This is a genomic window from Paraburkholderia sp. GAS41 (assembly GCF_050436545.1).
GTDB lineage: Bacteria > Pseudomonadota > Gammaproteobacteria > Burkholderiales > Burkholderiaceae > Paraburkholderia.
In genome coordinates this window covers 19101-39854 of the sequence record NZ_JBNDMK010000033.1, presented here as the reverse complement: position 1 = coordinate 39854, position 20754 = coordinate 19101, and the positions used below count along the sequence as shown (strand labels likewise).

Annotated in this window: 19 protein-coding genes and 1 pseudogene; 11 read left to right on the top strand and 9 right to left on the bottom strand. The window is 62.7% G+C overall.

Translation table 11 applies throughout. The features are described from left to right. The first annotated feature begins 4 nt into the window (after positions 1-4). A complete protein-coding gene (locus tag P3T43_RS31800) occupies positions 5-1075 on the top strand; it encodes a substrate-binding domain-containing protein (RefSeq protein WP_429284965.1) in 1071 nt (356 codons plus the stop codon). A 92-nt stretch (positions 1076-1167) separates the two neighbouring features. Further along, entirely contained in the window at positions 1168-1746 is a 579-nt protein-coding gene (locus P3T43_RS31795) for an NnrU family protein (protein ID WP_429284994.1), read from the top strand. Between the two features lie 42 nt (positions 1747-1788). Here P3T43_RS31795 and P3T43_RS31790 read toward each other — a convergent pair whose 3' ends face one another. After that, positions 1789-2064: a PAAR domain-containing protein gene (locus P3T43_RS31790; RefSeq protein ID WP_429284964.1), complete on the bottom strand. Its 276-nt coding sequence runs from the start codon at positions 2062-2064 to the stop codon at positions 1789-1791. Between the two features lie 42 nt (positions 2065-2106). Beyond that, positions 2107-2490, bottom strand: coding sequence for a type VI secretion system baseplate subunit TssE (gene tssE / locus P3T43_RS31785; RefSeq protein WP_429284993.1), 384 nt, complete (start codon positions 2488-2490; stop codon positions 2107-2109). On the opposite strand from tssE, the pseudogene P3T43_RS31780 reads away from it, so the two are divergent. Then, positions 2461-3354: pseudogene (locus P3T43_RS31780) on the top strand (type VI secretion system baseplate subunit TssF); the annotation flags it as partial. The gene tssE and the pseudogene P3T43_RS31780 sit on opposite strands and share 30 nt — an antisense overlap. 151 nt (positions 3355-3505) lie before the next feature. Continuing rightward, positions 3506-4030, top strand: coding sequence for a type VI secretion system lipoprotein TssJ (gene tssJ, locus P3T43_RS31775; RefSeq protein ID WP_429284963.1), 525 nt, complete (start codon positions 3506-3508; stop codon positions 4028-4030). Positions 4031-4149: 119 nt separating this feature from the next. On the opposite strand, the gene pcaG is transcribed toward tssJ, so the two are convergent. Then, complete coding sequence (gene pcaG, locus P3T43_RS31770; protein WP_429284962.1) at positions 4150-4740, bottom strand: protocatechuate 3,4-dioxygenase subunit alpha; 591 nt, start codon at positions 4738-4740, stop codon at positions 4150-4152. A gap of 3 nt (positions 4741-4743) precedes the next feature. After that, entirely contained in the window at positions 4744-5448 is a 705-nt protein-coding gene (pcaH, locus tag P3T43_RS31765; protein WP_429284961.1) for a protocatechuate 3,4-dioxygenase subunit beta, read from the bottom strand. A 109-nt stretch (positions 5449-5557) separates the two neighbouring features. Here pcaH and pcaQ point away from each other — a divergent pair, with 109 nt between their 5' ends. Beyond that, a complete protein-coding gene (gene pcaQ / locus P3T43_RS31760; protein WP_429284960.1) occupies positions 5558-6550 on the top strand; it encodes a pca operon transcription factor PcaQ in 993 nt (330 codons plus the stop codon). A 260-nt stretch (positions 6551-6810) separates the two neighbouring features. Further along, positions 6811-7929 (top strand): 4-hydroxyphenylpyruvate dioxygenase family protein, encoded by a 1119-nt coding sequence (locus P3T43_RS31755; protein ID WP_429284959.1) that lies wholly within the window; start codon positions 6811-6813, stop codon positions 7927-7929. Between the two features lie 10 nt (positions 7930-7939). Here the strand turns inward: P3T43_RS31755 and P3T43_RS31750 are convergent, their stop codons facing one another. Beyond that, positions 7940-8872 (bottom strand): LysR substrate-binding domain-containing protein, encoded by a 933-nt coding sequence (locus P3T43_RS31750; protein WP_429284958.1) that lies wholly within the window; start codon positions 8870-8872, stop codon positions 7940-7942. Positions 8873-9048: 176 nt separating this feature from the next. Between P3T43_RS31750 and P3T43_RS31745 the strand changes: the two genes are divergently transcribed. Together P3T43_RS31745 and P3T43_RS31740 are read left to right on the top strand one after the other, a co-directional pair. Then, complete coding sequence (locus P3T43_RS31745; protein WP_429284992.1) at positions 9049-10077, top strand: DUF1338 domain-containing protein; 1029 nt, start codon at positions 9049-9051, stop codon at positions 10075-10077. A gap of 236 nt (positions 10078-10313) precedes the next feature. Then, a complete protein-coding gene (locus P3T43_RS31740; RefSeq protein ID WP_429284991.1) occupies positions 10314-13238 on the top strand; it encodes an FAD-binding and (Fe-S)-binding domain-containing protein in 2925 nt (974 codons plus the stop codon). A gap of 37 nt (positions 13239-13275) precedes the next feature. On the opposite strand, the gene P3T43_RS31735 is transcribed toward P3T43_RS31740, so the two are convergent. Together P3T43_RS31735 and P3T43_RS31730 are read right to left on the bottom strand one after the other, a co-directional pair. After that, positions 13276-13902: a helix-turn-helix domain-containing protein gene (locus P3T43_RS31735; RefSeq protein ID WP_429284957.1), complete on the bottom strand. Its 627-nt coding sequence runs from the start codon at positions 13900-13902 to the stop codon at positions 13276-13278. A 286-nt stretch (positions 13903-14188) separates the two neighbouring features. After that, positions 14189-15184, bottom strand: a complete 996-nt coding sequence (locus tag P3T43_RS31730; RefSeq protein WP_429284956.1) for a helix-turn-helix transcriptional regulator — start codon at positions 15182-15184, stop codon at positions 14189-14191. 188 nt (positions 15185-15372) lie between these two features. Between P3T43_RS31730 and P3T43_RS31725 the strand changes: the two genes are divergently transcribed. Beyond that, on the top strand, positions 15373-16161 hold the full coding sequence (locus P3T43_RS31725) for a BPSS1780 family membrane protein (RefSeq protein WP_429284955.1): 789 nt from the start codon (positions 15373-15375) through the stop codon (positions 16159-16161). Positions 16162-16289: 128 nt separating this feature from the next. Here the strand turns inward: P3T43_RS31725 and P3T43_RS31720 are convergent, their stop codons facing one another. Next, entirely contained in the window at positions 16290-17177 is an 888-nt protein-coding gene (locus P3T43_RS31720; RefSeq protein ID WP_429284954.1) for an isocitrate lyase/PEP mutase family protein, read from the bottom strand. Between the two features lie 193 nt (positions 17178-17370). Here P3T43_RS31720 and prpR point away from each other — a divergent pair, with 193 nt between their 5' ends. Beyond that, a complete protein-coding gene (gene prpR / locus P3T43_RS31715) occupies positions 17371-19359 on the top strand; it encodes a propionate catabolism operon regulatory protein PrpR (RefSeq protein ID WP_429284953.1) in 1989 nt (662 codons plus the stop codon). On the opposite strand, the gene P3T43_RS31710 is transcribed toward prpR, so the two are convergent. Next, positions 19346-20143, bottom strand: a complete 798-nt coding sequence (locus P3T43_RS31710; RefSeq protein ID WP_429284952.1) for a TetR/AcrR family transcriptional regulator — start codon at positions 20141-20143, stop codon at positions 19346-19348. The two genes, prpR and P3T43_RS31710, sit on opposite strands and share 14 nt — an antisense overlap. Here P3T43_RS31710 and P3T43_RS31705 point away from each other — a divergent pair. Beyond that, positions 20090-20671: a hydrolase gene (locus tag P3T43_RS31705; RefSeq protein WP_429284951.1), complete on the top strand. Its 582-nt coding sequence runs from the start codon at positions 20090-20092 to the stop codon at positions 20669-20671. The two genes, P3T43_RS31710 and P3T43_RS31705, sit on opposite strands and share 54 nt — an antisense overlap. Positions 20672-20754: the final 83 nt, after the last annotated feature.

Below are 20754 nucleotides of genomic sequence, written 5' to 3'. Positions count from 1 at the left end.
CCTAATGAAAACGCTGTTTGATCGTAAATCCGCTGTACGTCGCGCGTTTGGCGCGTTGGCACTCTTTTCTGCAAGCGTGCTGCTGGGGCAGACGACGCAGGCCGAAGCGCTCAAAGGTGCGCCCGCGCCGTTCAATAAAGGTGGCGTAAAGATTGCGCTGATCAACTATCTGTCGACGGGGGATTTTTTCCAGGCCTATGAGGCCGGCGCGCAGAAACAGGCGAAAGCACTCGGTATCGACCTGCGCATCTACGAAGGACGGCAGGATGCCGCCGAGCAGCGCGAGCAGATCCAGCAGGCGATCAGCCTGGGCGTGTCGGCGATCATCGTCAACCACGGCCTGCCGGAATCGCTGCAGGACGTGGTGCAGCGTGCGCTCGACAAGGGCATCAAGGTGGTGGCCTTCGACGTCAGTCTGAACAATCCCAAGGTGCCGCAGATCGAGCAGAGCGATCACGATCTGGCCACGTTGCTCCTGAATCAGGCCGTGAAAGACAACGGCGATGCATTTGCCGCGGGTTATGTGTACGTGGCCGGCTTTGCACCGCTCGACCGGCGCGACGCGGTATGGCGCGACTTCAAGAACGCGCATCCTCAGGTGCAGGAAAGAGCGCGTTGGGGCACGGTGGACAATCCGATTGCGCAATCGGTGGCGAATCAGGCCGCGGCAGCCTACCGTGCGCATCCGGAGATTCGCGTCGTGTTCGCCCCTTACGATGAATTCGCGCGCGGCGCGACGCTGGCGGCGAACGAGGCGAACCTCGGCTCGAAGATCCGCATCTACAGCGCGGATATTTCGACGGCAGACATCGAGGCGATTCGCGCGCCGAACAGCGCGTGGGTTGCCACGGCAGCGACCAATCCGGCGGTGGTGGGCGCAGTGTCGGTGCGAGCGGCGGCGTTGGAGGTGGCCGGCGAGGATCCGGGTCATCAGATCGTGGTGAAGCCAACCTTGATCACACGCGATGATCTCGTGAAGAACGACATCAAGACGGTTGCCGAACTGGGCGCAAAATTCCCGGCGTTCCGCGCGAGCGACGCAGCGAGCGCAGCGTGGATTCCTGCTACGGAGTGAATTCCTGACGCGGTTGAATCCGGCATTGGCAGGACCCGTATCTTGAGCGACAATCGCGGCGGTTGGTCGACACCCGTCGCGAGGAGCTTGCCATGTCGGTGCTAGTACTGGGGTTGGTGATTTTTCTGGGCGCGCATTCGGTGCGAATCTTCGCGGACTCGTGGCGCACGCGACAGATCGGCCGGATAGGTGAGATGGGCTGGAAAGGTGGGTACGCAACGGTCTCCGCGGTGGGATTGGTGCTCACCATCTGGGGCTACGGGATCGCGCGGCGCGATCCGGTCGTGCTCTGGACGCCACCGGTTTGGGCTCCTCATCTTGCCGGGCTGTTGACGCTGATTGCTTTTATTCTTTTTATTGCCGCTTACGTTCCTCGAAATCACTTCAAGGGCTGGGTTCATCATCCGATGGCGCTCAGTGCGGCAGTGTGGGCACTCGCGCATTTGCTGGCGAATGGGACCCTGAACGCGGTCATCCTGTTCGCGGCTTTCCTCGTTTGGGCTGTGCTGGCTTATCGCGCTGCACGGCGGCGGGATTCGGCCTTAGGCTCGGTTTATCCGGCGGGGACGTGGGCTAAGGATGGAGTCGCAGTGCTGGGCGGAGCGGTGGCCTGGATTGTGTTTGGTTTCTGGCTGCACGGATGGTTGATTGGGGTTCGGCCGCTGGGGTGAGGTGGGGCAGAGCCGATTGCGAAACGGGCTCCGCTCGGGACGCTACTCCCGGTAAAACACGGTCGAGCGAGCAATGACCCGGTTAGTGCCCTGCGGACAATCGCACATGACGATGTCTCCATCGAGCACCCCTCGTGCGTTGCCGATGCCGAAGGAATTTGCCGTGCCGAACATCGGCCCCGTTTTTCCGCAGCGTTCGCACGAGGCTAAGCCCATGTGACGGGCCGTCGGTTGCCCGTTGTCCAGGCAGGTCTCGTCGCCGTCGAGTACATAGCCGCCTGTGGTGGTGCGGTTACCTTTCAGTGCCATCATCTTCATCTCTGGATCTCCATGGGTGTTGTGGAGCCATTGCGGCGCACGTCAGTCACGATGCCGTTTGGCGTTCAGCATCTTGAGCCGCGTTTGGCCATCGGGCGTGAAGTGCGTACCGAACCGTACGAGCCCGGCTTGACGCAGCTGGCAGCTCATCGTGAAGCTAAGCAGCATGCCGGGCTCGGTGTCTTCGATGACGATATCGAGCGCTTCCAGGCGCGGCTCGTGCTTGAGCAGGGTCGTTTCGATCGCTCTCCTGAGTTTGTGCGCAGACGAGGGCAGATGGCGATAGATTTCCGACAGATCGTCGAGTCCGTAGTCGGGCAGATGCGCGAGCCCGTTGCGACGGGTGTTCAGGATACGCTGGATGTTGTCCTGCACCGACATGAAAGTCTGCGTGGCGAGATCGAAGTCGTTCTGGCGAAACCCTATCCGGACGACATGCGTTTCTCCGCAGAAAACGTGCGCCTGTTCCGTACGCCGATCATCAACCTGTTTCAGCTGGAAGCGGACCCGATCGTCGCTATCCAGTTCGAAACTGACTACCGTGTCCATGCGAGCCAGCAGCACGGGGACCATGTGGACGTGTATTCGGTCGATACCATTCAGGGCCTCGAGGCCGGGTCGGGTCGGCGCTTCGAATACGCACCGTTCGCGTCATTCCGTCATCGCGGCGGCATGCTGCGCCACGAAAGGCCCGAGCGCTACTTCCACACGCGCGTACGACGCGGACCATCGGGACGGTTCGACACGTGGGTGGTCCTGGGTGACCACGCCTGGGAGCATCAGGCAACGCTGCCGAAGGAGACGCTGTCGCTGACGGTGACGGGCACAAACGGGATGTTACCGCGCAAGGCGCTGCGTGAAGCGGGCATCACCCGCATGCGCAGCGGCTTCACGAACATCGGCGCGGTGCGCAATCTCACTGCGCCGACGCCGCCGGTGTATCCGCCAACCGGCGACCTTTTTCAGTGGCGCGTCCTGTCGCATCTCGCGCCGAATTACCTGTCGCATCTCGCGCCGAATTACCTGTCGCTTCTGAACGCGGAAATCCTGCGCGGCTCGTTGGCGCTGTACGACTGGACCGAAGGAGAACTGAACAAACGCCGCATCGACGCGATCACCGATGTGCAGCACCGGCTGCTGCAAAAGCGGGTCAAGGGCGGACTACAGCGCGGTGTCGGGATCGAGGTGACGCTCGACAGCAACCCGTTCGCCGGCGACGGCGACGTCGAACGGTTTGGCGGGATGCTGAACCGCTTCCTTGGGTTGTACGCGACGCTGAACCTGTTCACCACGGCCGCGCAAGCTGACGCGGCCCCGATGATCCGCGTTCAACTAGGCGAATGGACTGGGGGCAGCATGCGGGACACTGCCACACAGCATTTCAAACAGTAATGCTGCGAGCCACGCATGGCAAACAGAGAACAGAAAGAGGATCAAGCGGATGAGGCGAGCACTCGGGATGGGCGCTGCAGCGCTGGCTATTCTGGTGGTTTCAGGATGCGGCGTCGGTCAGGCAGTCAGTGACAGCACCGTGGACGCAGCCCGATGGGCGTTCACTACGCAGGTCAAAAAGATGAACCTCGATCTGATCGGCCGGGCGTCGTTGAATACGACCGGCGCGGGACAATCGTTGTCGACGGTAGTGCGGATCTATCAGTTGAAAACGCCGCAAGCATTCCAGCAACTCGATTACGCGCAGTTGCAGACGAACGACCTTGATGCGCTGAAACCGGATCTGCTGGCGACCCATGACGTTGTGCTACGTCCGGATACGAGCGCCAGTATCAGTGAACCCATGAATCGCGAAGCGGAATTCGTCGGCGTCGTGGCGTTTTTTCGGAGCGCGGGAAAGGACTCGACCTGCAAATTGGTTGTCCCAAAGAAGCAGTGGAAAAAGACCGATCCGGTGAAGATCGAGGTAAAGGGCAACACGCTGCAAGTTGTCGGCGACGTCCGGCCCTATTAAAACGAAAAAAAGCCCGCTAAACGCGGGCCTAATGTACTCGGAAGTACTCGGAGTTCGCAATCAAGCCGCGTTGCGAGCAGGCATGATATCGCGCGAATGTGAAACCGCCGTGAAAACGCTTACAAATCGAAGAACACGGTTTCCTGCTTGCCTTGCATGCGAATATCAAACCGGTAAACCGTCTTGCTGGTTCCAGGCTCACGCCGTGCAATCAAGGTTGCGCGCCGCTCTGCCGGCACCTCAGCCAGCACCGGATCGCTTGCATTTGCCGCCGCCTCGTCGTCGAAGTAAATTCGCGTGAACGTATGCAGCAACATCCCACGCATCGTCACGATCACATTCAGATGCGGCGCTTCGTTCGCGGAAGCGCGGCCCGGCTTCACCGTCTCGACGATAAAGCGCTTCTGCGGATCTGTCCCGGTGCCAACCCGTGCAAAGCCTCGGAATCCGCTGGCTTCCACTTCAGCCCGCGAGGCCGGGTAGCGTCCCTGGCTATCCAGTTGGGATACCTCGATCATCGCGTCGCCGATCACGTTGCCGTCACCGTCGAACACCTGGCCGACAATCGAAATATGCTCGCCAGCCGCTTCGTAATCCGCAACTGCAGCAGTAAAGAGGCTCTTCAGATCGAAGTTGTATTGCTCAGGACACAGGCCATACGCGAAGTACGGTCCAACCGTTTGCGAAGGCGTTTGTTTGAGTGCGGTCATGGCTTAGCGCTCCATCGGAGTTTCGTTCGGGCCGCGCAGCACGATGTCGAAATCGTAGCCGAGCGCGTAGGCTTCCTGCGTCGTATCCAGCGAGAAACGCGAAATGAGACGCTCGCGTGCATGCTCGGGCGTGCCCTGGAAAATCGGATCGAAGGCTAGAAGCGGGTCGCCGGGGAAATACATCTGCGTTACGAGTCGCGAACCGAAGTGGTCGCCGAACAGCGAGAAGTGAATGTGATTCGGACGCCATGCATTCGGATGATTGCCCCACGGATACGCGCCCGGCTTGATCGTCAAAAAGCGATAGCGGCCCTCGTTATCGGTCAGGCAGCGTCCCGCGCCGAGGAAGTTCGGATCGAGCGGCGCATCGTGCTGGTCGGCCTTGTGAACGTAACGGCCCGCCGCATTGGCTTGCCAGACTTCAACCAGCGTATTGCGCACCGGGCGGCCGCCCTCGTCGAGTACACGACCCGTCACGATGATGCGCTCGCCGAGCGGCTCGCCATTGCGTGCGGCGTTGCGCGTCAGGTCGTTATCGAGTGCGCCGAGGTCTTCGCTGCCATACACCGGCACGCGCTGGTCGCGCAGCTTTTCCTTTAGCGGAATCAGCGGGCGGGTCGGCCCGCGCTTCACGGACGAACCGTAGCCGGGATGAACGTACGCGGGATGCGACTCGAAGTCGCGCGGAGTGAGGATGGACTCGTCCATGCGGTGTCTCCTTGGATGAATTTTGAAATAACCGGGGATGGGTGGACTTTAACCAATCCAAGAAGTTATGAAAAATGACGTTTTCGCGCATTTCGTATAACCTGTTGTTATGCAACGAAGCCTCGCGGATAGCCGCGTCAAATTCCGTCATCTCCAGTGCTTTCTGGCCGTCGCGCAGTTCGGCGGGGTCCAGCGGGCGGCGGAGAGCCTGTCCATTACCCAGCCGGCCGTCTCCAAGACGGTGGCCGAGCTGGAGGCCATCCTCGGCGTCAGGTTGTTCGAGCGGGGCCGCCACGGCGCGGTGATCACACGCGAAGGGCAGCTTTTCATGCCGCACGCCAGCGCCTGTGTCAGCGCGCTGCGGCAAGGCGTCGATCTGCTGGCGCGAGCGGAAGGGGCGGCTTCGGCCACGCTGGAGATCGGCATTCTGCCGACTGTCGCGAGCGCGCTGGTGCCGCCGGTGCTCAAGCTGTTCGCCGCTCAGTGGCCGCGCGTGATCGTGCGGCTGGCAACCGGCGCCAATCCGGAGCTGCTGGAACGCCTGAAAGCGGGCAGCATCGAATTTGCCGTGGGGCGTCTGGCCGATCCGGAGCGCATGGTTGGACTCAGCTTCGAGCAACTGTTCAACGAGCCGCTGATCGCCGTGGTGCGCGCCGGGCATCCGCTGGCGGAGAGCGCGGGGCTGCCGGCGGCGTTGCTCGAAGGCTTCACGGTGGTCGTGCCGCCGTTCGGCACCCTGATCCGGCAGTCCGCGGACAGTCTGCTGGCGGCTTGGGGCGTGCCGCCGCTCTCGGCTTTCGTCGAGGTGCTTTCGGTGTCCACCGGGCGGGCGTTGGCGCTCGAGAACGATGCGGTCTGGTTCGTGCCGCAAAGTGCGGTCGAATATGAGTTGGCACACGGCATGCTCGTCCGTTTGCCGCTGCCGTTTGCGGGCACCGGCGAACCGGTCGGCCTGATCCGGCGCTCGGACACGCAGCCGTCGCCGGTGGGGTTGGCGTTGATCGACACGCTGCGTATCGTCGCGCGGCAACGGATGGCGGCTTCCGCGGTGACCGCCGCGCCGGCCAAGGCGCACAAACGCTCACGCAAAGCGCCGGCTTGAGACGGATCGATGCGGCGCCGCCGCAAGTCGCGCTTGAGGCGGATCAATGCGCCGCCGCTGCAGGCCGCTCGTGGGAATGAACCGTTCAGTACAAAATGCAGTTGCGGGCGGCGGCTTCTCCGGTGTACAAACACGGTGCGAAAGCGCTAGCCGGTGTCCGCGTGGCGTCGCCTCCATGAGGCGTTGCGACGTTGCGTAATTGCACTGGCCTGCGTACAACATCAGGAAGAGCGTCGGAACGTATGATCAAGGAGAATGCCATGCCCAGCGACCTGCCCACCCCGAGCGCCGCCATGCGCGCCGTATCGGACCCGGAGCACAATCCGCTCGGCACCGCTGGCCTGGAGTTCGTGGAATTCGCCGCGCGCGATCCGCAGGGGCTCGGGCAAACCCTCGAACAACTCGGCTTCAAGGCCATTGCCCGGCATATCAGCAAGGACGTCACGCTGTATCGTCAGGGCGAGATGAATTTCCTGCTCAACGCCGAGCCGGATTCGTTCGCCGCGCGTTACGCAGAGGAATACGGCGTGGGCATCTGCGCGGTGGGTATCCGCGTGGCCGATGCGCCGCGGGCGTTTGATCGCGCGATCGAACTCGGGGCATGGGCGTTCGAAGGCGAGAAGATCGGCAAGGGCGAACTGGTGATCCCGTCTATCCAGGGCATTGGCGATTCGCACATTTACTTCGTCGATCGCTGGCGCGGCCGCGGTGGCCAGCGCGGAGGCGTAGGCGACATCTCGATCTTCGACATCGATTTCCGGCCCATCAAGATCGACACGGCGCAGGCCGATCTGAGCCACGCGGGCACGGGGCTACTGGCGATCGATCATCTGACGCAAACGGTCGGCGCGGGCCGCATGCAGGAATGGCTCGATTTCTATCGCGACCTGCTGAATTTCCGCGAAATTCACGAATTGCACGCGAACTGGCATGTCTCGGCCGAGTCGCGCGTGATGGTGTCACCCTGTGGTGCGATCCGCGTTCCGCTCTACGAGGAAGGCACGCGCCGCACGAGTCTGATGCACGAATATCTGCCGGATCATCCGGGCGAGGGCGTGCAGCACATCGCGCTAGCCACCGCTGACATCTTTTCCACCGTCGACCAGCTGATGGCTAACGGCATCGAACTCGTCGAGCCGCCGCCGCGCTATTACGACCAGCTCGACGCGCGGCTGCCGGGGCATGGTCTCGATATCGGGCAACTCAAGCGCGGCCGAATCCTGGTGGACGGCGAGATTGGCGCCGACGGCGTGCCGCTGCTGTTTTTTCAGACCTTCGTGCGGCGCCGTGCGGGCGAGATCTTCTTCGAGATCGTGCAGCGCAAGGGGCACCATGGTTTCGGCGAAGGCAACCTGAGCGCGCTCGCCCAGGCGCGTTGAGCGCGCGATCTCAATCGTCGTCCGCCTCGCTGCCCAGCACCGGATTAGCCAGCCCATACGCGGCGGACTGCGCGAGCAGCCATTCTCGGAAGCTGGCGAGCGGCCTGCCATGGCTGAGTTCGGTGGGATACACGAGGTAGTAAGCCGCCTCGGCAAGCGCCGGGGCGTCGAAGGGGATGACCAGCCCGAGCCGTTCCAACTGCGCATCCACGAAGAACCGGGGTACCAGCGCGATGCCCAGACCCGCCGCCGCGCCGCTAATCAGCATCGTATGCAGTTCGTAGCGCACGCCCTGCATCGTGCGGTTATCGTCCACGCCTAGCTTGTCGAACCAGTTTGCCCAACCGTCGGGCCGCGTCGTCGAGTGCAGCAGCGGATAGTCGAGCAGATCGGCCGGCGTCGCGACCGGTGCTGTCAGCAGGCTCGCCGCGCAAACCGGAACGACTTCCTCGCGGAACAGAAAATCGGCGGATGTGCCGGGCCAGGTTGGTTTGCCGTAGTGGATCGCCGCTTCGAAGTGGGTCTCGGCGAAAGTAAAGGTGCCGGTGCGCACGCCCATGTTCACGCGCACGTCCGGATAGCGGGCGTTGAACTCGCCCATGCGCGGAATCAGCCAGTGCGAAGCGAAGGTGGGCAGCGCGGCCAGTTCCAGATAGCCGCCGCCGCTGCCATGCGCAACGATCGACAGCGTGTCGCGGTCGAGCCCCTCCAGCGCACGGCGTACCTGCGCGCTGTAGACCTTGCCGGCCCTGGTCAGCACCACACGCTGTTTGACCCGCACGAACAGGCGCACGCCGAGATTGCTCTCCAGCGTATTGATCTGGCGCGACACCGCGCTTTCGGTGAGGAAGAGTTCGCGTGCCGCGTGAGTGAAGCTTTCATGCCGCGCCGCAGCCTCGAAAGCCAGCAGGGCGCCCATGTTGGGAATCTTGAACTTTCGCACGTTAATTCCGAAAACGCATCAAGTCTGAATTTTATCTCGCTTTACGGGACAGCCGGAAATTTGAATAATCGCGTCCAGACTATGCCTGCCCTTGCGCCCTGACGCAGCGCGGGCGCACCTCCCCAACATTTGCGCGGCCCGCCCTCCTGAGAAAATCCATGCAGAACCTGAGAACCATACGAAATGCCAATGTCGAACAACTGCTGCTGAAACTGCTCGGTGCCGGAAATACCGCGGCGCTGTTCAAGACGCTGAATCATCCGCAAGTGCTCAATGAATGGGAGCCGGGTGTCGTCACGCGTGCCGAACTCGCGCAGGCGCTGAACATGGTGCTGTTCGAAGACCTGCTGGCGCGCTCGGCAAATGGCCGGGCCTACACTCAGGATGCGCTGGCTGCGGGCGGCAGTGTCCACTTCGACCATGGCGCGCTTCGTACCGTGCGCTGGGCGCAGAATGGTGCGCTGCCGCCGGGCGAAGCCGCGTTTGCACGCATCCTGCGACCGCTCGGTTTTCGCATCAACGGCCGCTATCCGCTGGATCGGCTCGGCATGACGGGCCGCGCGTGGGCGCATGACGATGCGCCCGACGAAATCTCCCAGTTTTTCGTGAGCGAATTGCATCCCGAGCGTTTCTCGGCGGAGTTTCAACAGGCGGTGACCCAGGTGGTCGGCACGTCGCGCGATCCGTTGACATCCCTCGCCACCGCTCAGCTGTGGGAGCTCGAGCGCGAAGGCGTGTTGCCGCTCGACGCGGCGCATGAACTGCTGCCGGTGATCGTCAGTGCGTTCGCGCGGCAACATGAGATTCCCCGCGAGGCGGATTACGAAGTATTGTTGAAGGAGTCGGCGGAAATGGCGTGGATCGCCACCGAAGGTAACGCGTTCAATCATGCAACCGACCGCGTCGCCGACGTATTCCAGCTTTCGGACGATGAAAAAGCCAAGGGCCGTCCGATGAAACCGGAAGTCGAACGTTCGCGTTCGGGGCGCGTGTTCCAGACCGCGTATCGTGCGGACATCGTGACACGCGAGTTTCGCGCGGCCGATGGCAGCCTCGTGACGCGTGACGTGCCGGGTTCGTTCTATGAGTTCATCACGCGCAAGCGCACGTTCGATCAGGACACACGCCGTTGGGAAACGGACCTGCGCTTCGACGCCGGCAATGCCCAGGGAATCTTCAAGATGACTGCCGGTCAAGCTGCCTGAGCGTGCCAGGATCATTTGCGGGAGGTGTCGTCGAGGTGGAATCGTCAACCGGTGAAGCGCGGTTCAAGGCCGCTGAGGCAACGTCCGTAGCGGATGCCGACACGCAGGGCACGCACGGCACGCACGGCATTCACGGCACGCAGGGCGCACCCGAAGCCGCGGATGGCTCCGCGTACGGCGCGCTCACGCCGGAGGCTCGCCGTGTCGCCACGCCGTTTCGCGGCACGACGGCGGTGATGCGCTCGCTCGAAGCCGATCTGCGCCAGCATGTGCGCGGCGAAGTGCGCTTCGATCAGGCGTCGAAGGCGCTGTATGCCGCCGATGCCTCGAACTACCGGCAGGTTCCGCTGGCCGTGGTCGTCCCCGTCGATGTCGACGATCTGCTCGCCACCGTGGCCGTGTGCCGGCGCAACGACGTGCCGTTTCTGCCGCGCGGCGGCGGTACGTCGCAGAACGGTCAGTGCGTGAATGTCGCGGTGGTCGCGGATGCCAGCAAGTACGTGAATCGCGTTGTCTCGGTGGACCCGGCGGCGCGCACGGCGATCGTCGAACCGGGCGTGGTGTGCGACACGCTGCGCGACGCGGCGGAGCAGCATGGCCTCACGTTTGCACCGGATCCGGCCACGCACAGCCGCTGCACGCTCGGCGGCATGATCGGCAACAATTCGTGCGGCGCGCATTCGGTGATGGCCGGCAAGACGGTCGAGAATATCGAGGCCCTCGAAGTCGTCACGTATGACGGCGCGCGCTTCTGGGCCGGTCCAACTTCCGATAGTGAACTCGAACGCATCATTGCGGCGGGCGGCCGTCAGGGCGAAATCTATGCCGCGCTAAAAGCGTTGCGTGACACCTATGCCGATCTGATCCGTGCAAAGTTTCCGCAGATCAAGCGGCGTGTGTCGGGCTTCAATCTCGATCAACTGCTGCCGGAAAACGGCTTCAATGTCGCGCGAGCGCTGGTGGGCACGGAAGGCACGTGTGCGATCACCTTGCAGGCGAAAGTGCGGCTCGTGAAGAGCCCTGCGAAACGCGTGCTGCTGGTGCTTGGCTTCACGGATATTTTCACGGCCGCCGATGCGGTGCCGCATTTCATGCAGTGCGGACCGATTGCGATCGAAGGGCTCGACCGCGCGATCATTCGCGGCCTGCAGGCCCGCGGGCTGAAACAGGAGGAGATCGCGCTGTTGCCCGCAGGCGATGCGTGGGTCGTGCTCGAATTCGGCGCAGATACGCACGACGAGGCCGTGAGCGCGGCGCGCGCGGCGGCTCGGCATTTCGCGTCGGGCGCAGCGGGCGCCGATGTCTCGATGGTGGTCGTCGAAGCGCGCGCGTTGCAGGCGAAAGTGTGGTCGATTCGCGAGACGGGCGCGTCGGCGGTGGCGTTGTCGATTGATCCTGCGCGGCCGGATCCGGTAGTGGGTTGGGAAGACGCAGCGGTCGATCCTTTGCGGCTAGGCGACTATCTGCGCGCGTTTCAGGCGATGGTCGACCGTTACGGCTACGAAACGAGCTTGTACGGACATTTCGGCGATGGCTGCGTGCATGCCCGCATCACCTTCGATCTGCGCACGGCGGAAGGCATCGCGACGTGGCGCCGTTTTCTGCGCGAAGCGGCGGAACTGGTGGTCGAGTTCGGCGGATCGCTCTCCGGCGAACATGGCGACGGCCAGGCGAAGGCCGAGTTTTTGCCCATCATGTATGGCCCGGAATTGATGCAGGCCATGGAGCAATTCAAGGCGATCTGGGATCTATCCAACCGTCTCAATCCCGGCAAGGTGGTGCATGCATACCGCGCCGACGAGAACCTGCGCATGGGGCCAGCGTATCAGACGGTGAACCTGCAGACGAGGCTGACGTTCGCGAGCCAGGAAGGCGATGGTTTCCAGCGCGCTGTCGAACGCTGTATCGGCATGGGCAAGTGCCGCTCGCTCGAAGGCGGGACCATGTGCCCCAGCTACCGGGCCACACGCGAGGAAAAATATTCGACCCGAGGCCGCGCGCATCTGTTCTGGGAGATGCTGCAAGGCGAGGTCATCACAGATGGTTGGCAGAGCCGCGAAGTCAAGGAAGCGCTCGACACGTGCCTCGCCTGCAAGGGCTGCAAGTCCGACTGTCCGACGCATACGGACATGGCATCGTACAAGGCGGAGTTTCTTTCGCATTACTACGAAAAAAATCGCAGACCGCGACAGGCGATGTTCATGGGCCGGATTGGCGAATGGGCGCCACTGGCCGCGCGGTTTCCGCGTCTGACCAATTTCATGATGTCTGCGCCGGGTTTTGCGCCATTCGGCAAGTGGCTTGCGGGTGTGGCGCAAACACGTGCATTGCCGAAGTTCGCGCGGCAGACGTATCGGGACATGGCACGGCGCGCGGCGAGAGAGGATGGCACTCAGTCTCGCGCGCCTGATCCAACTCGTCGCAAAGTCATTCTCTGGGTCGATACATTCAGCGATCATTTCTCGCCGGACATCGCAGAGGCGGCCGCCGACGTGTTGAGGCAACTCGGCTGGCAAGTCGTGCTGCCAAAGAAGCGTTTGTGCTGTGGGCGCCCGCTATATGACTTCGGCCTGCTCGAGCGTGCGCGGGAGTTGCTGGTGAATGTGCTCGACGAGCTCGCCGACGATATCGCCGCAGGCGTTCCCTTGGTCGGTCTCGAACCCGGTTGCCTGTCGGTTTTCAAGGACGAACTGCTCAAGCAGTTGCCCGATCACGCCCAGGCGAAACGCCTGTCAGTGCAGACCTTCCTGTTTTCCGATTTCGTGGTGCGCGAACCGTTCGACTGGCCGAAGCTCGATGCCGAAGTCGTCGTGCACGGTCATTGCCATCAGAAGGCATTGTTCGGCATGCAAGGCGACACGGCGCTGCTGGAGCGGCTGGGGGTGAAGTGGAAACTGCTCGACACGGGCTGCTGCGGGATGGCCGGTTCCTTCGGCTTCAACGCGGAACATCATGCGTTGTCCGAAAAGATCGGCGAAGACAAACTGTTCCCGGCCATTCGTGACGCGGCGGCTCAAACCATCGTGCTGACCAACGGCTTTAGTTGCCGTGAGCAGATCGAACAGGGGACGGGACGTCACGCGCTGCATATCGCGCAACTGGCGCAGCGGGCGTTGGTGGCGCGCGGTGTGACGTCCTCGGCGCCGCAGTTTGCAGCGTGACAGAAAACGCATGCGGATCGAGCCGTTTCGCGCCTGCCTACTTCTTCGATGCCTCGGCCGGCACTTGCGGAATATCCGCGCTGGTGGCCATCCATAACACTTCGGCGTCTTCGTCGCTGGTGGAGACCGCGGCGTGTCCGGTACGGCTGTCGAAATAGATGCTGTCCCCCGCATTCAGGTGCGTGGGCGCATACAGTTCGGAGTACAGACACACACTACCGCTGATGACGTAGAGAAACTCTTCGCCTTCGTGGCGTCCCCAGTCGTCGAACGCATCGAGCGTGTGGGCCGAGATGCGAATGCGAAACGGCAGCATGGCCTTGTGGGCCAGGTCGGTGGCAAGCAGTTCCATCTGATAGCCGCGGTATGCATGGCGTTGACCGGCATCCTTGCGAGTCAAGGCACGGCGGCCACCGGCGCTGACTTTTGGTGTGGAACCGAACAACTCGCCAATTTCGATCTTCAGGCCCAGCACGATTTTTTGCAGCACGTCGAAAGTGGGCGACATCAGGCCGTTTTCCACTTTCGATAAGGTCGAACGCGACACACCGCACAGGCGGCTCGCCGTTTCCAGCGTCAGGTCCTGTGCCTGGCGCGCGGCGCGTACGCGCCGGCCCAGATCCGATGTGGAGGGTTCGGCGGATTTGGTGAGATGGGTATCCATGGGGTGTAGGGGCAGATGCGCGCCTCATGGCGTGCAATGTTTCCGATCATAACATTGGGGCGAACCTGCGCACCTTTTGCCGGTATGGACAGGCCAGCACGAGAGTCAGCGCCCGGCCTTGCTATTGCCTGCACAGGCCTGCACAGGCCTGCACAGGCCCGCACAGCCGCTTTGCAAGTCAGCGGACTTCGGCGCCGCACGCAGCGATTTTCTCATCGGAAACTTCAAGCTGAAAACGCTCTGGGATTTTTGGAGCGTGGCGCCGCTTTGAGCGGGGAGAGGCGCCTCACTTCGTCTCAGCGCGCGCACTGCGCGAGTGTTCGGACCGTCCCAAAGCCTGATGGATGCGCGCGTTCATGCCTCGCAGAAATTCCACCAGTTCGGGAGGCTCGACCACCTCGAATTCGATTTCCAGCGTGCACAGCCAGGCTGCAATCGTGTGTACGGAATGCGCGCCGGTGTGAGCGACGCAGCGCTGCGAATCGAGCGCCGCCAACTGGGCATCGAGTGGGCAGATGCTCTGGGCAAGCGCCGGCATCGGCGCGTGAAGGATCACTTTGGCGCGTACCGGGTAGGCCGCCGTCGAAATCGAACGGGAGACATAGGCGGCCAGATCGCCCTTGTCCGGGCCGGGGCGCGGCTCGAAACGGGGCCCCGTTGAAATCGGCGGCACGACCCGATCGACGCGGAACGTGCGCCAGTCCGTCCGGCCACAGTCCCAGGCCACGAGATACCACCGCGATTCCGTATTGACGAGGCCATGGGGCTCGACCGTACGCTGGCTTGGCCTCGCCCGGCCATCCATGTAATGAAATTGCAATGCCTCGCGGTCGGCACATGCGCCCGCAATCGTGGACAGGACGGCTGGATCGACCTTGGGTCCTGCCTGAGCCAGCTTCTGAATCGAGGCGAAGAACGTCCGCGCCTTGCGGTGATGCCTTGGAGGCATCAAATGATCCAGCTTGACCAGGGCGGCGAGCGCCGACTCTTCCATTCCCTGCACGCCGCTGGCGGCTAGCGTCCGGAGCGCCAACGAGACTGCGAGCGCTTCGTCTTCCTCGAACAGCAATGGCGGCAAGGTCGTCCCCGCTTCCAGGCTATAGCCGCCGTCCGGGCCGGGCGTCGCGCTGATCCGGTAGCCCAGACCTCGCAAGTGGTCGACGTCGCGCCGCACAGTCCGCTCGGTGATGCCAAGGCGCTCGGCCAGCACGGCGCCGTGCCACGATGCGGCGCTTCTCAGCATGCCCAGCAGACGCAGCAGCCTCGTCGAGTTTTCCAACATTCGGCGATGGTCTCCGTAGATGCGGACAACCTTTGTCCGCAATGGTCCGTAGATTAGCAGTAACAGCAAGCCAGGACGATCTCGCGCGGGCTGGGAAAGGCAGCAGCGATGTCCGGATCCCAAGGCACCGGAGACGTTATTCGTCGGGGTACGGATAGCGGTTTTTATCTTCTACTAAGGAAACCGTCATGAACATCGATTATCCGCGCGACGTTTCTGAGCCAGAGCGTCTCCATCGTGCATCGCCACTGCCTTTTTCCGGAGCGGGCGACGTTGATCCCCTGCGTATGGTCAGTTGGCTGACGAGCGGCGTACGCGCCTTGCGCATGCAGCCTGTACTGTGGCTCGGCGTGTTGCTGGCCTGTGCGGATTTCGCGACTCTGCTGGGATTTCTGCCGCTGCTGCGTCCACTGGCGGTGCTGCTGGCACCGCTCGTGGTGGGTGGGCTGATGTTCGTGCAAAACGGCGCCAGCGGGGGCCAATCCGTCTCGCTGCGCGACACGTTCGCCGCGCTGGCGCGGCACGGTAACGCGCTGTGCATGATCGCGCTGTACGGCGTGGCGATCGTCGCGATAGGGCACGCGGTCCTGTTCGCAGCCTTCCACGTCGCGCTGAACGTCTCAGTCACCGCGGCCAGCGTTCACAACGTGTCGATCAGTTATGGTGGTGAGCACGGCGCGCTCGAAGGATTGCTGGGCGTCTCGGTCTGCGTGGTCGCGATCGCAGCGACTTGCTTTGCTCCAGCACTCGTCATGCTGCACGACATGAACCCGCACAGGGCGATGGTCGCCAGTTTGAGCGGTGTGATGCGCAACTGGTCGGTGACGATCACGTACTTAGCAGCCCTGACGGTGGTCGTGCTCATGGCACCCATGGTTCCGCTGGTGTTGCGTGCCCTCGTGCTGACGCCACTACTGACGGCCGTGCCGCTGCTGTCCATTTACGGCGCTTACCGGGACATGTTCGTTGGACGTTGAGTCTCCGCGGCTGCAGGCGCGGTCACGAGCCAGCAGTCAACCCGCCAGACTACAGATCTTGACCGCTGGCCTTACAGCGAAGTGCGGTGCGACGAACCCGGCCGCATCGCCGGGACTCGCGTTGGCGCTTATTTTTCCTTTGCTGCGTATTGCCGGTCGAGCTGGTCGTATAAGGGCTTGTTGACGAGCCGTTGCCGCTCGCTAAACGGTGCGACGAGCGTGGCGTCTTCGTCCAGCCGGCCATTCTCGCGGAGCGTACCGAGCGCTCGCTGCATACCGAGCACCGCACCTTGCAGCGCGGCGTTGGCATATAGCACGATCGCGTAGCCGAGCTTGCCGAGCGTTTCGCGCGGCTGCGTCGGCGTCTTCCCGCCGATCACGAGATTGATCAACTGCGGCGCGTCGATCAGCTTGGGCAAACGCTCGATGTCGGCGAGCGATTCGGTTGCTTCGATAAACAGAATGTCTGCGCCCGCTTCAATGAAGCGGTGACCGCGCTCGATCGCGTCGTCGATCCCATGCACGGCGGCTGCATCGGTGCGCGCGATGATCAGCAGATTGTGATCCTCACGTGCGTCGACGGCTGCGTGGATCTTGCCGAGCATCTCGCCCGTCGCGACTACTTCCTTGCCGGAGAAATGACCGCACTTTTTCGGCATCACCTGGTCTTCGAACTGGATCGCGTCAGCGCCGCTGCGCTCGAGCGTGCGCACGGTATGGCGCACATTGAGCGCGTTGCCGAAACCGGTGTCGGCGTCGACGATCAGCGGCAGCTCGACCGCGTCGCGGACCCGTGCGGTGTGTTCGGCGATTTCGTGCAGGCCGACGAAACCGAGATCGGGCAAGCCGAGCGACATGTTGGTCACGCCGGCGCCCGTCAGATACAGCGCTTCGAAGCCGGCATCCTCGATGACGCGTGCGCTCATTGCATTGAATGCGCCGGGCACGAGCAGTCCGTTGCGTTCTTCGACCTTGGCGCGAAACGCTGCGCGGCGAGCAGTGGATGAAGTGGGCATGGCGGTATCTCCGGGATAGGTGTCTGAAAGTGACGACAGATGCACTAAGTATGCCAACCGTGCGCCTTTCCGTTTCACTTTCAAATTCATGAGCTTACGGTCAACCGGCAGAGTGGCAGCGTTCGTGCGACAATGTTTCATATGTTTCGTGGAACGTTTCAATGACGTTCCATTCGTGGCCGGAGATGCCATCGTGTCAACACCCGCAAGCCTCAGTCCGAACCAGAACCGCCCGTGCATCGCGCTTGTGAGCATCAGCCGGCTGACCACGTTGTGCGAAACCGTTGCGCCGCGCTATACGGAGCGCGCGAAGTTCTTCTCCGTGCGCGAGGGATACGGCGCGGCCGTGAGCGCCCTACAGCCTTATGTCGATGCGGGGACCGTGGACGTCGTGCTGGCCGCCGGCTCGAACGGCGCCTATCTGCGCGACAACCTGGGTGTGCCGGTCGTGATGGTCAAGGTGAACGGCTTCGACGTGCTGAGCGCGATCACCCAGGCCATCACGATGTGGCCGGGCGCGTCGATCGGTCTCGTGCTCCATGAAACGGTCTCAAAGGAACTGACCGACCTCAGCGCGTGGCTGAACGTCGCGTTGAAACAGCGCGCGTACCGCTCGATCGACGAAGTTCACGTGGCCGTCGAGACGCTCGCGGCGCAGGGTTGCACGGTCATCATCGGCCCAGGCATGGCGTGCGATCTCGCGCAACGCAGCGGGCTGCATAGCGTGTTTCTCTACTCGCTCGGGGCGGTCGAAGAAGCGTTCGAGCGATCCATCGAACTGGCGCGCGTGAGCCGGCAGAAGGAGTCAAAGCGCGTGCGGCTGAACACGATCGTCGCGCATCTGCGCGACGGCGTCGCGGCTTTCGATGACGCCGGTCAACTCGAAGCGGTCAATCCGGCCATGCTCGATCTGCTCGGACTCGACCGCGCGCACGATCTGCCGTCGCAACTGGCGAAAGCGGTCGGTCCGCTGCTGCGCGAAACGCTCGACACCGGTGCGCCAGTCGACGAACGTATCGAACAGATCGACGGCCGTGCGCTAATCGTCAATTGCATGCCCATCGTCGAACAGGGCTTGCGGTCAGGATCCGTGGTGACGGTGCAGGACGCCTTGGTCGCGCAGCGTATCGATCGCTCGTTGCGCACCATCCAGCGGCCAAAGCATCTGGTGGCACGGCACCGTCTCGACGATCTCACCGGCGCCTCGCCCGCGCTCGAGCGAGTGCGCCGGCTTGCGCGGGCCGGGGCCGCCCACGACGCAACCGTGCTGCTGACCGGCGAAAGCGGCACCGGCAAAGAACTGGTCGCGCAAGGCATACACAACGCGAGCCGCCGGCGCGGCAATCCGTTCGTCGGCTTCAATTGCGCGGCGCTGCCGGAAGGGTTGATCGAAAGCGAACTGTTCGGCCACGAGGAGGGGGCGTTCACCGGCGCCAGGCGCGGCGGCAAACCAGGGCTCTTCGAAATCGCGCATACGGGGACGATCTTTCTCGACGAAATCGGCGAAATGCCAGCGGCGTCGCAAAGCCGTTTGCTGCGCGTGCTGCAGGAGCGCGAAGTGATGAAGCTCGGCTCGGGCCGCGCGACGCCGATCGATGTGCGCGTGATTGCCGCGACACATCGCGATCTGCATGCGCTCGTCGAGCAAGGGCTGTTTCGCGCCGATCTGTATTTCCGGCTGAATCTGTTGCAGATCGAGCTACCGCCTTTGCGTCAGCGGCGCAGCGATATACCGGAACTGGCGAGGCATCTGCTCGCGCGCAGCGCGGCGCAGTACGGGCTGCCTGGCACGGCTGCGAAGCGTGTGCTTGAATTCCTGACGCCGCTGTTCGAACACTACGCGTGGCCGGGCAACGTGCGTGAACTCGAGAATCTCATCGCACGAGCGGCGATTTATCTGAGCGACGCGGCGAGCGGCGCATGGCAGGATCTGCGGGACGTTTTTCCGGAGTTTGACCGCATGCATGCGCCATCTGTCGCGATGGGCGGCAATGAAAATGGTGCTAATGGTGCGAATGCGGTTGTTGCGGTGACCGGGGTGAGTGCCGCCAATGTGCCACCCGTGCCTGTGACTCGCGACGCGGTACAGCGCGCGCTCGAACAACACGGCGGCAATCGCGCCGCGGCGAGTCGCGCGCTCGGGATCGGGCGTACGACGCTCTGGCGACTTATGAAGCAGTGACGGTGTGCGGGGCGCCGTGCTGGATCGCCCCGCGCAGGTAATGCAGCATGAGGCATTCGAGCTCGTCCATCACCGCTTTGCGGCTGCTGATGGCGTTGTCGCTATTCACCGCGACGGCGGCTTTCATGATCTGCTGGATCACGACGGCACGAACGGCGATCTCCGCAGGCAGCAGTTGCGGCGCCACCGCGGCGAGCACGGACGCGATCTCTCCGCGCAGACGTTCGCGGATGGTCATCGCCCCAGGCAGAACGTCGCTGTAGGTTTCAGCCAGAACTGCGAATGCAGGATGGCCAGCGCGGAACTTCACAAAGGTCTTCGTCAACCGGCTCGCAAGCAACGGTAATTCCAGAGACGGAGCGGTCTCGCGTAGCTTGTGGAACGTCTCGGTGAGCAGATTCACGTAGCTTTCTATCAACGCCCCCGCGATCTGATCCTTGGTGGGAAAAAACTGATACAGCGAGCCAATCGATGCTCCTGCGCGAGCGGCAATCGCCGTCATGGTGGCCGCTTCATAGCCTTTCTCCGCGAATTCGACGCCCGCTGCCTCCAGCAGCGCCGCGACGCGCGCGTGTCCACGCGCGCGCCGGGGAGCTTTGACCTGATTCGCTTGCCCGCTTTCGACCCGCAATGTTCCCGTTGACTTTTGTGAGGACATACTCATAAAATTCGAATGTGAGACGAGCCTCACAATACACCTTTGGCTCATCAACTTCAACGGAAGGCAAAAATGCTGCAGAAACTTGACCCCAAAACCACGGCACTCGTTCTGATCGACCTGCAACACGGCATCCTGGGTTTCGGTAAGGCGCCCCGCAGCGCCGAGGCAGTGCTGGCGTCCTCAGCGAAGCTGGCCAGGCGCTTCCGGGAGCTCAACGCACCGGTCGTGCTGGTGCGCGTGGGCTGGAGCGCTGACTTCGGTGATGCCCTGAAGCAGCCCGTCGACCAACCGGCGACATTGCCGGCCGGCGGCCTTCCGTCCACGTGGTGGGACTACCCCGAAGCGCTCGAAGTCGCCGAGCACGATCTCAAGATTACGAAGCGTCAGTGGAACGCGTTCTTTGGCACGGAGCTGGATTTGCAACTGCGTCGCCGTGGTGTCAACACCATTGTGCTGGGCGGAATTTCCACCAACATCGGGGTCGAGTCGACCGCGCGTGCGGCCTATGAACTGGGTTATTCGCTGGTGCTGGCCGAGGATGCGATGAGTTGCGGATCAACCGAGCATCACGACGCGTCGGTGAATTTCATTTTTCCGCGGTTGGGCCTCGTGCGGCAATCCGAGGACGTGATTCAGGCCTTGGCAGACTGACACCCGCTTGCCCTCGGAAGAGGCAACGGTTACGCGTGCCGGACAAGTCGCAGGTAACTAATTCTGTATTGATTATGAAAGAT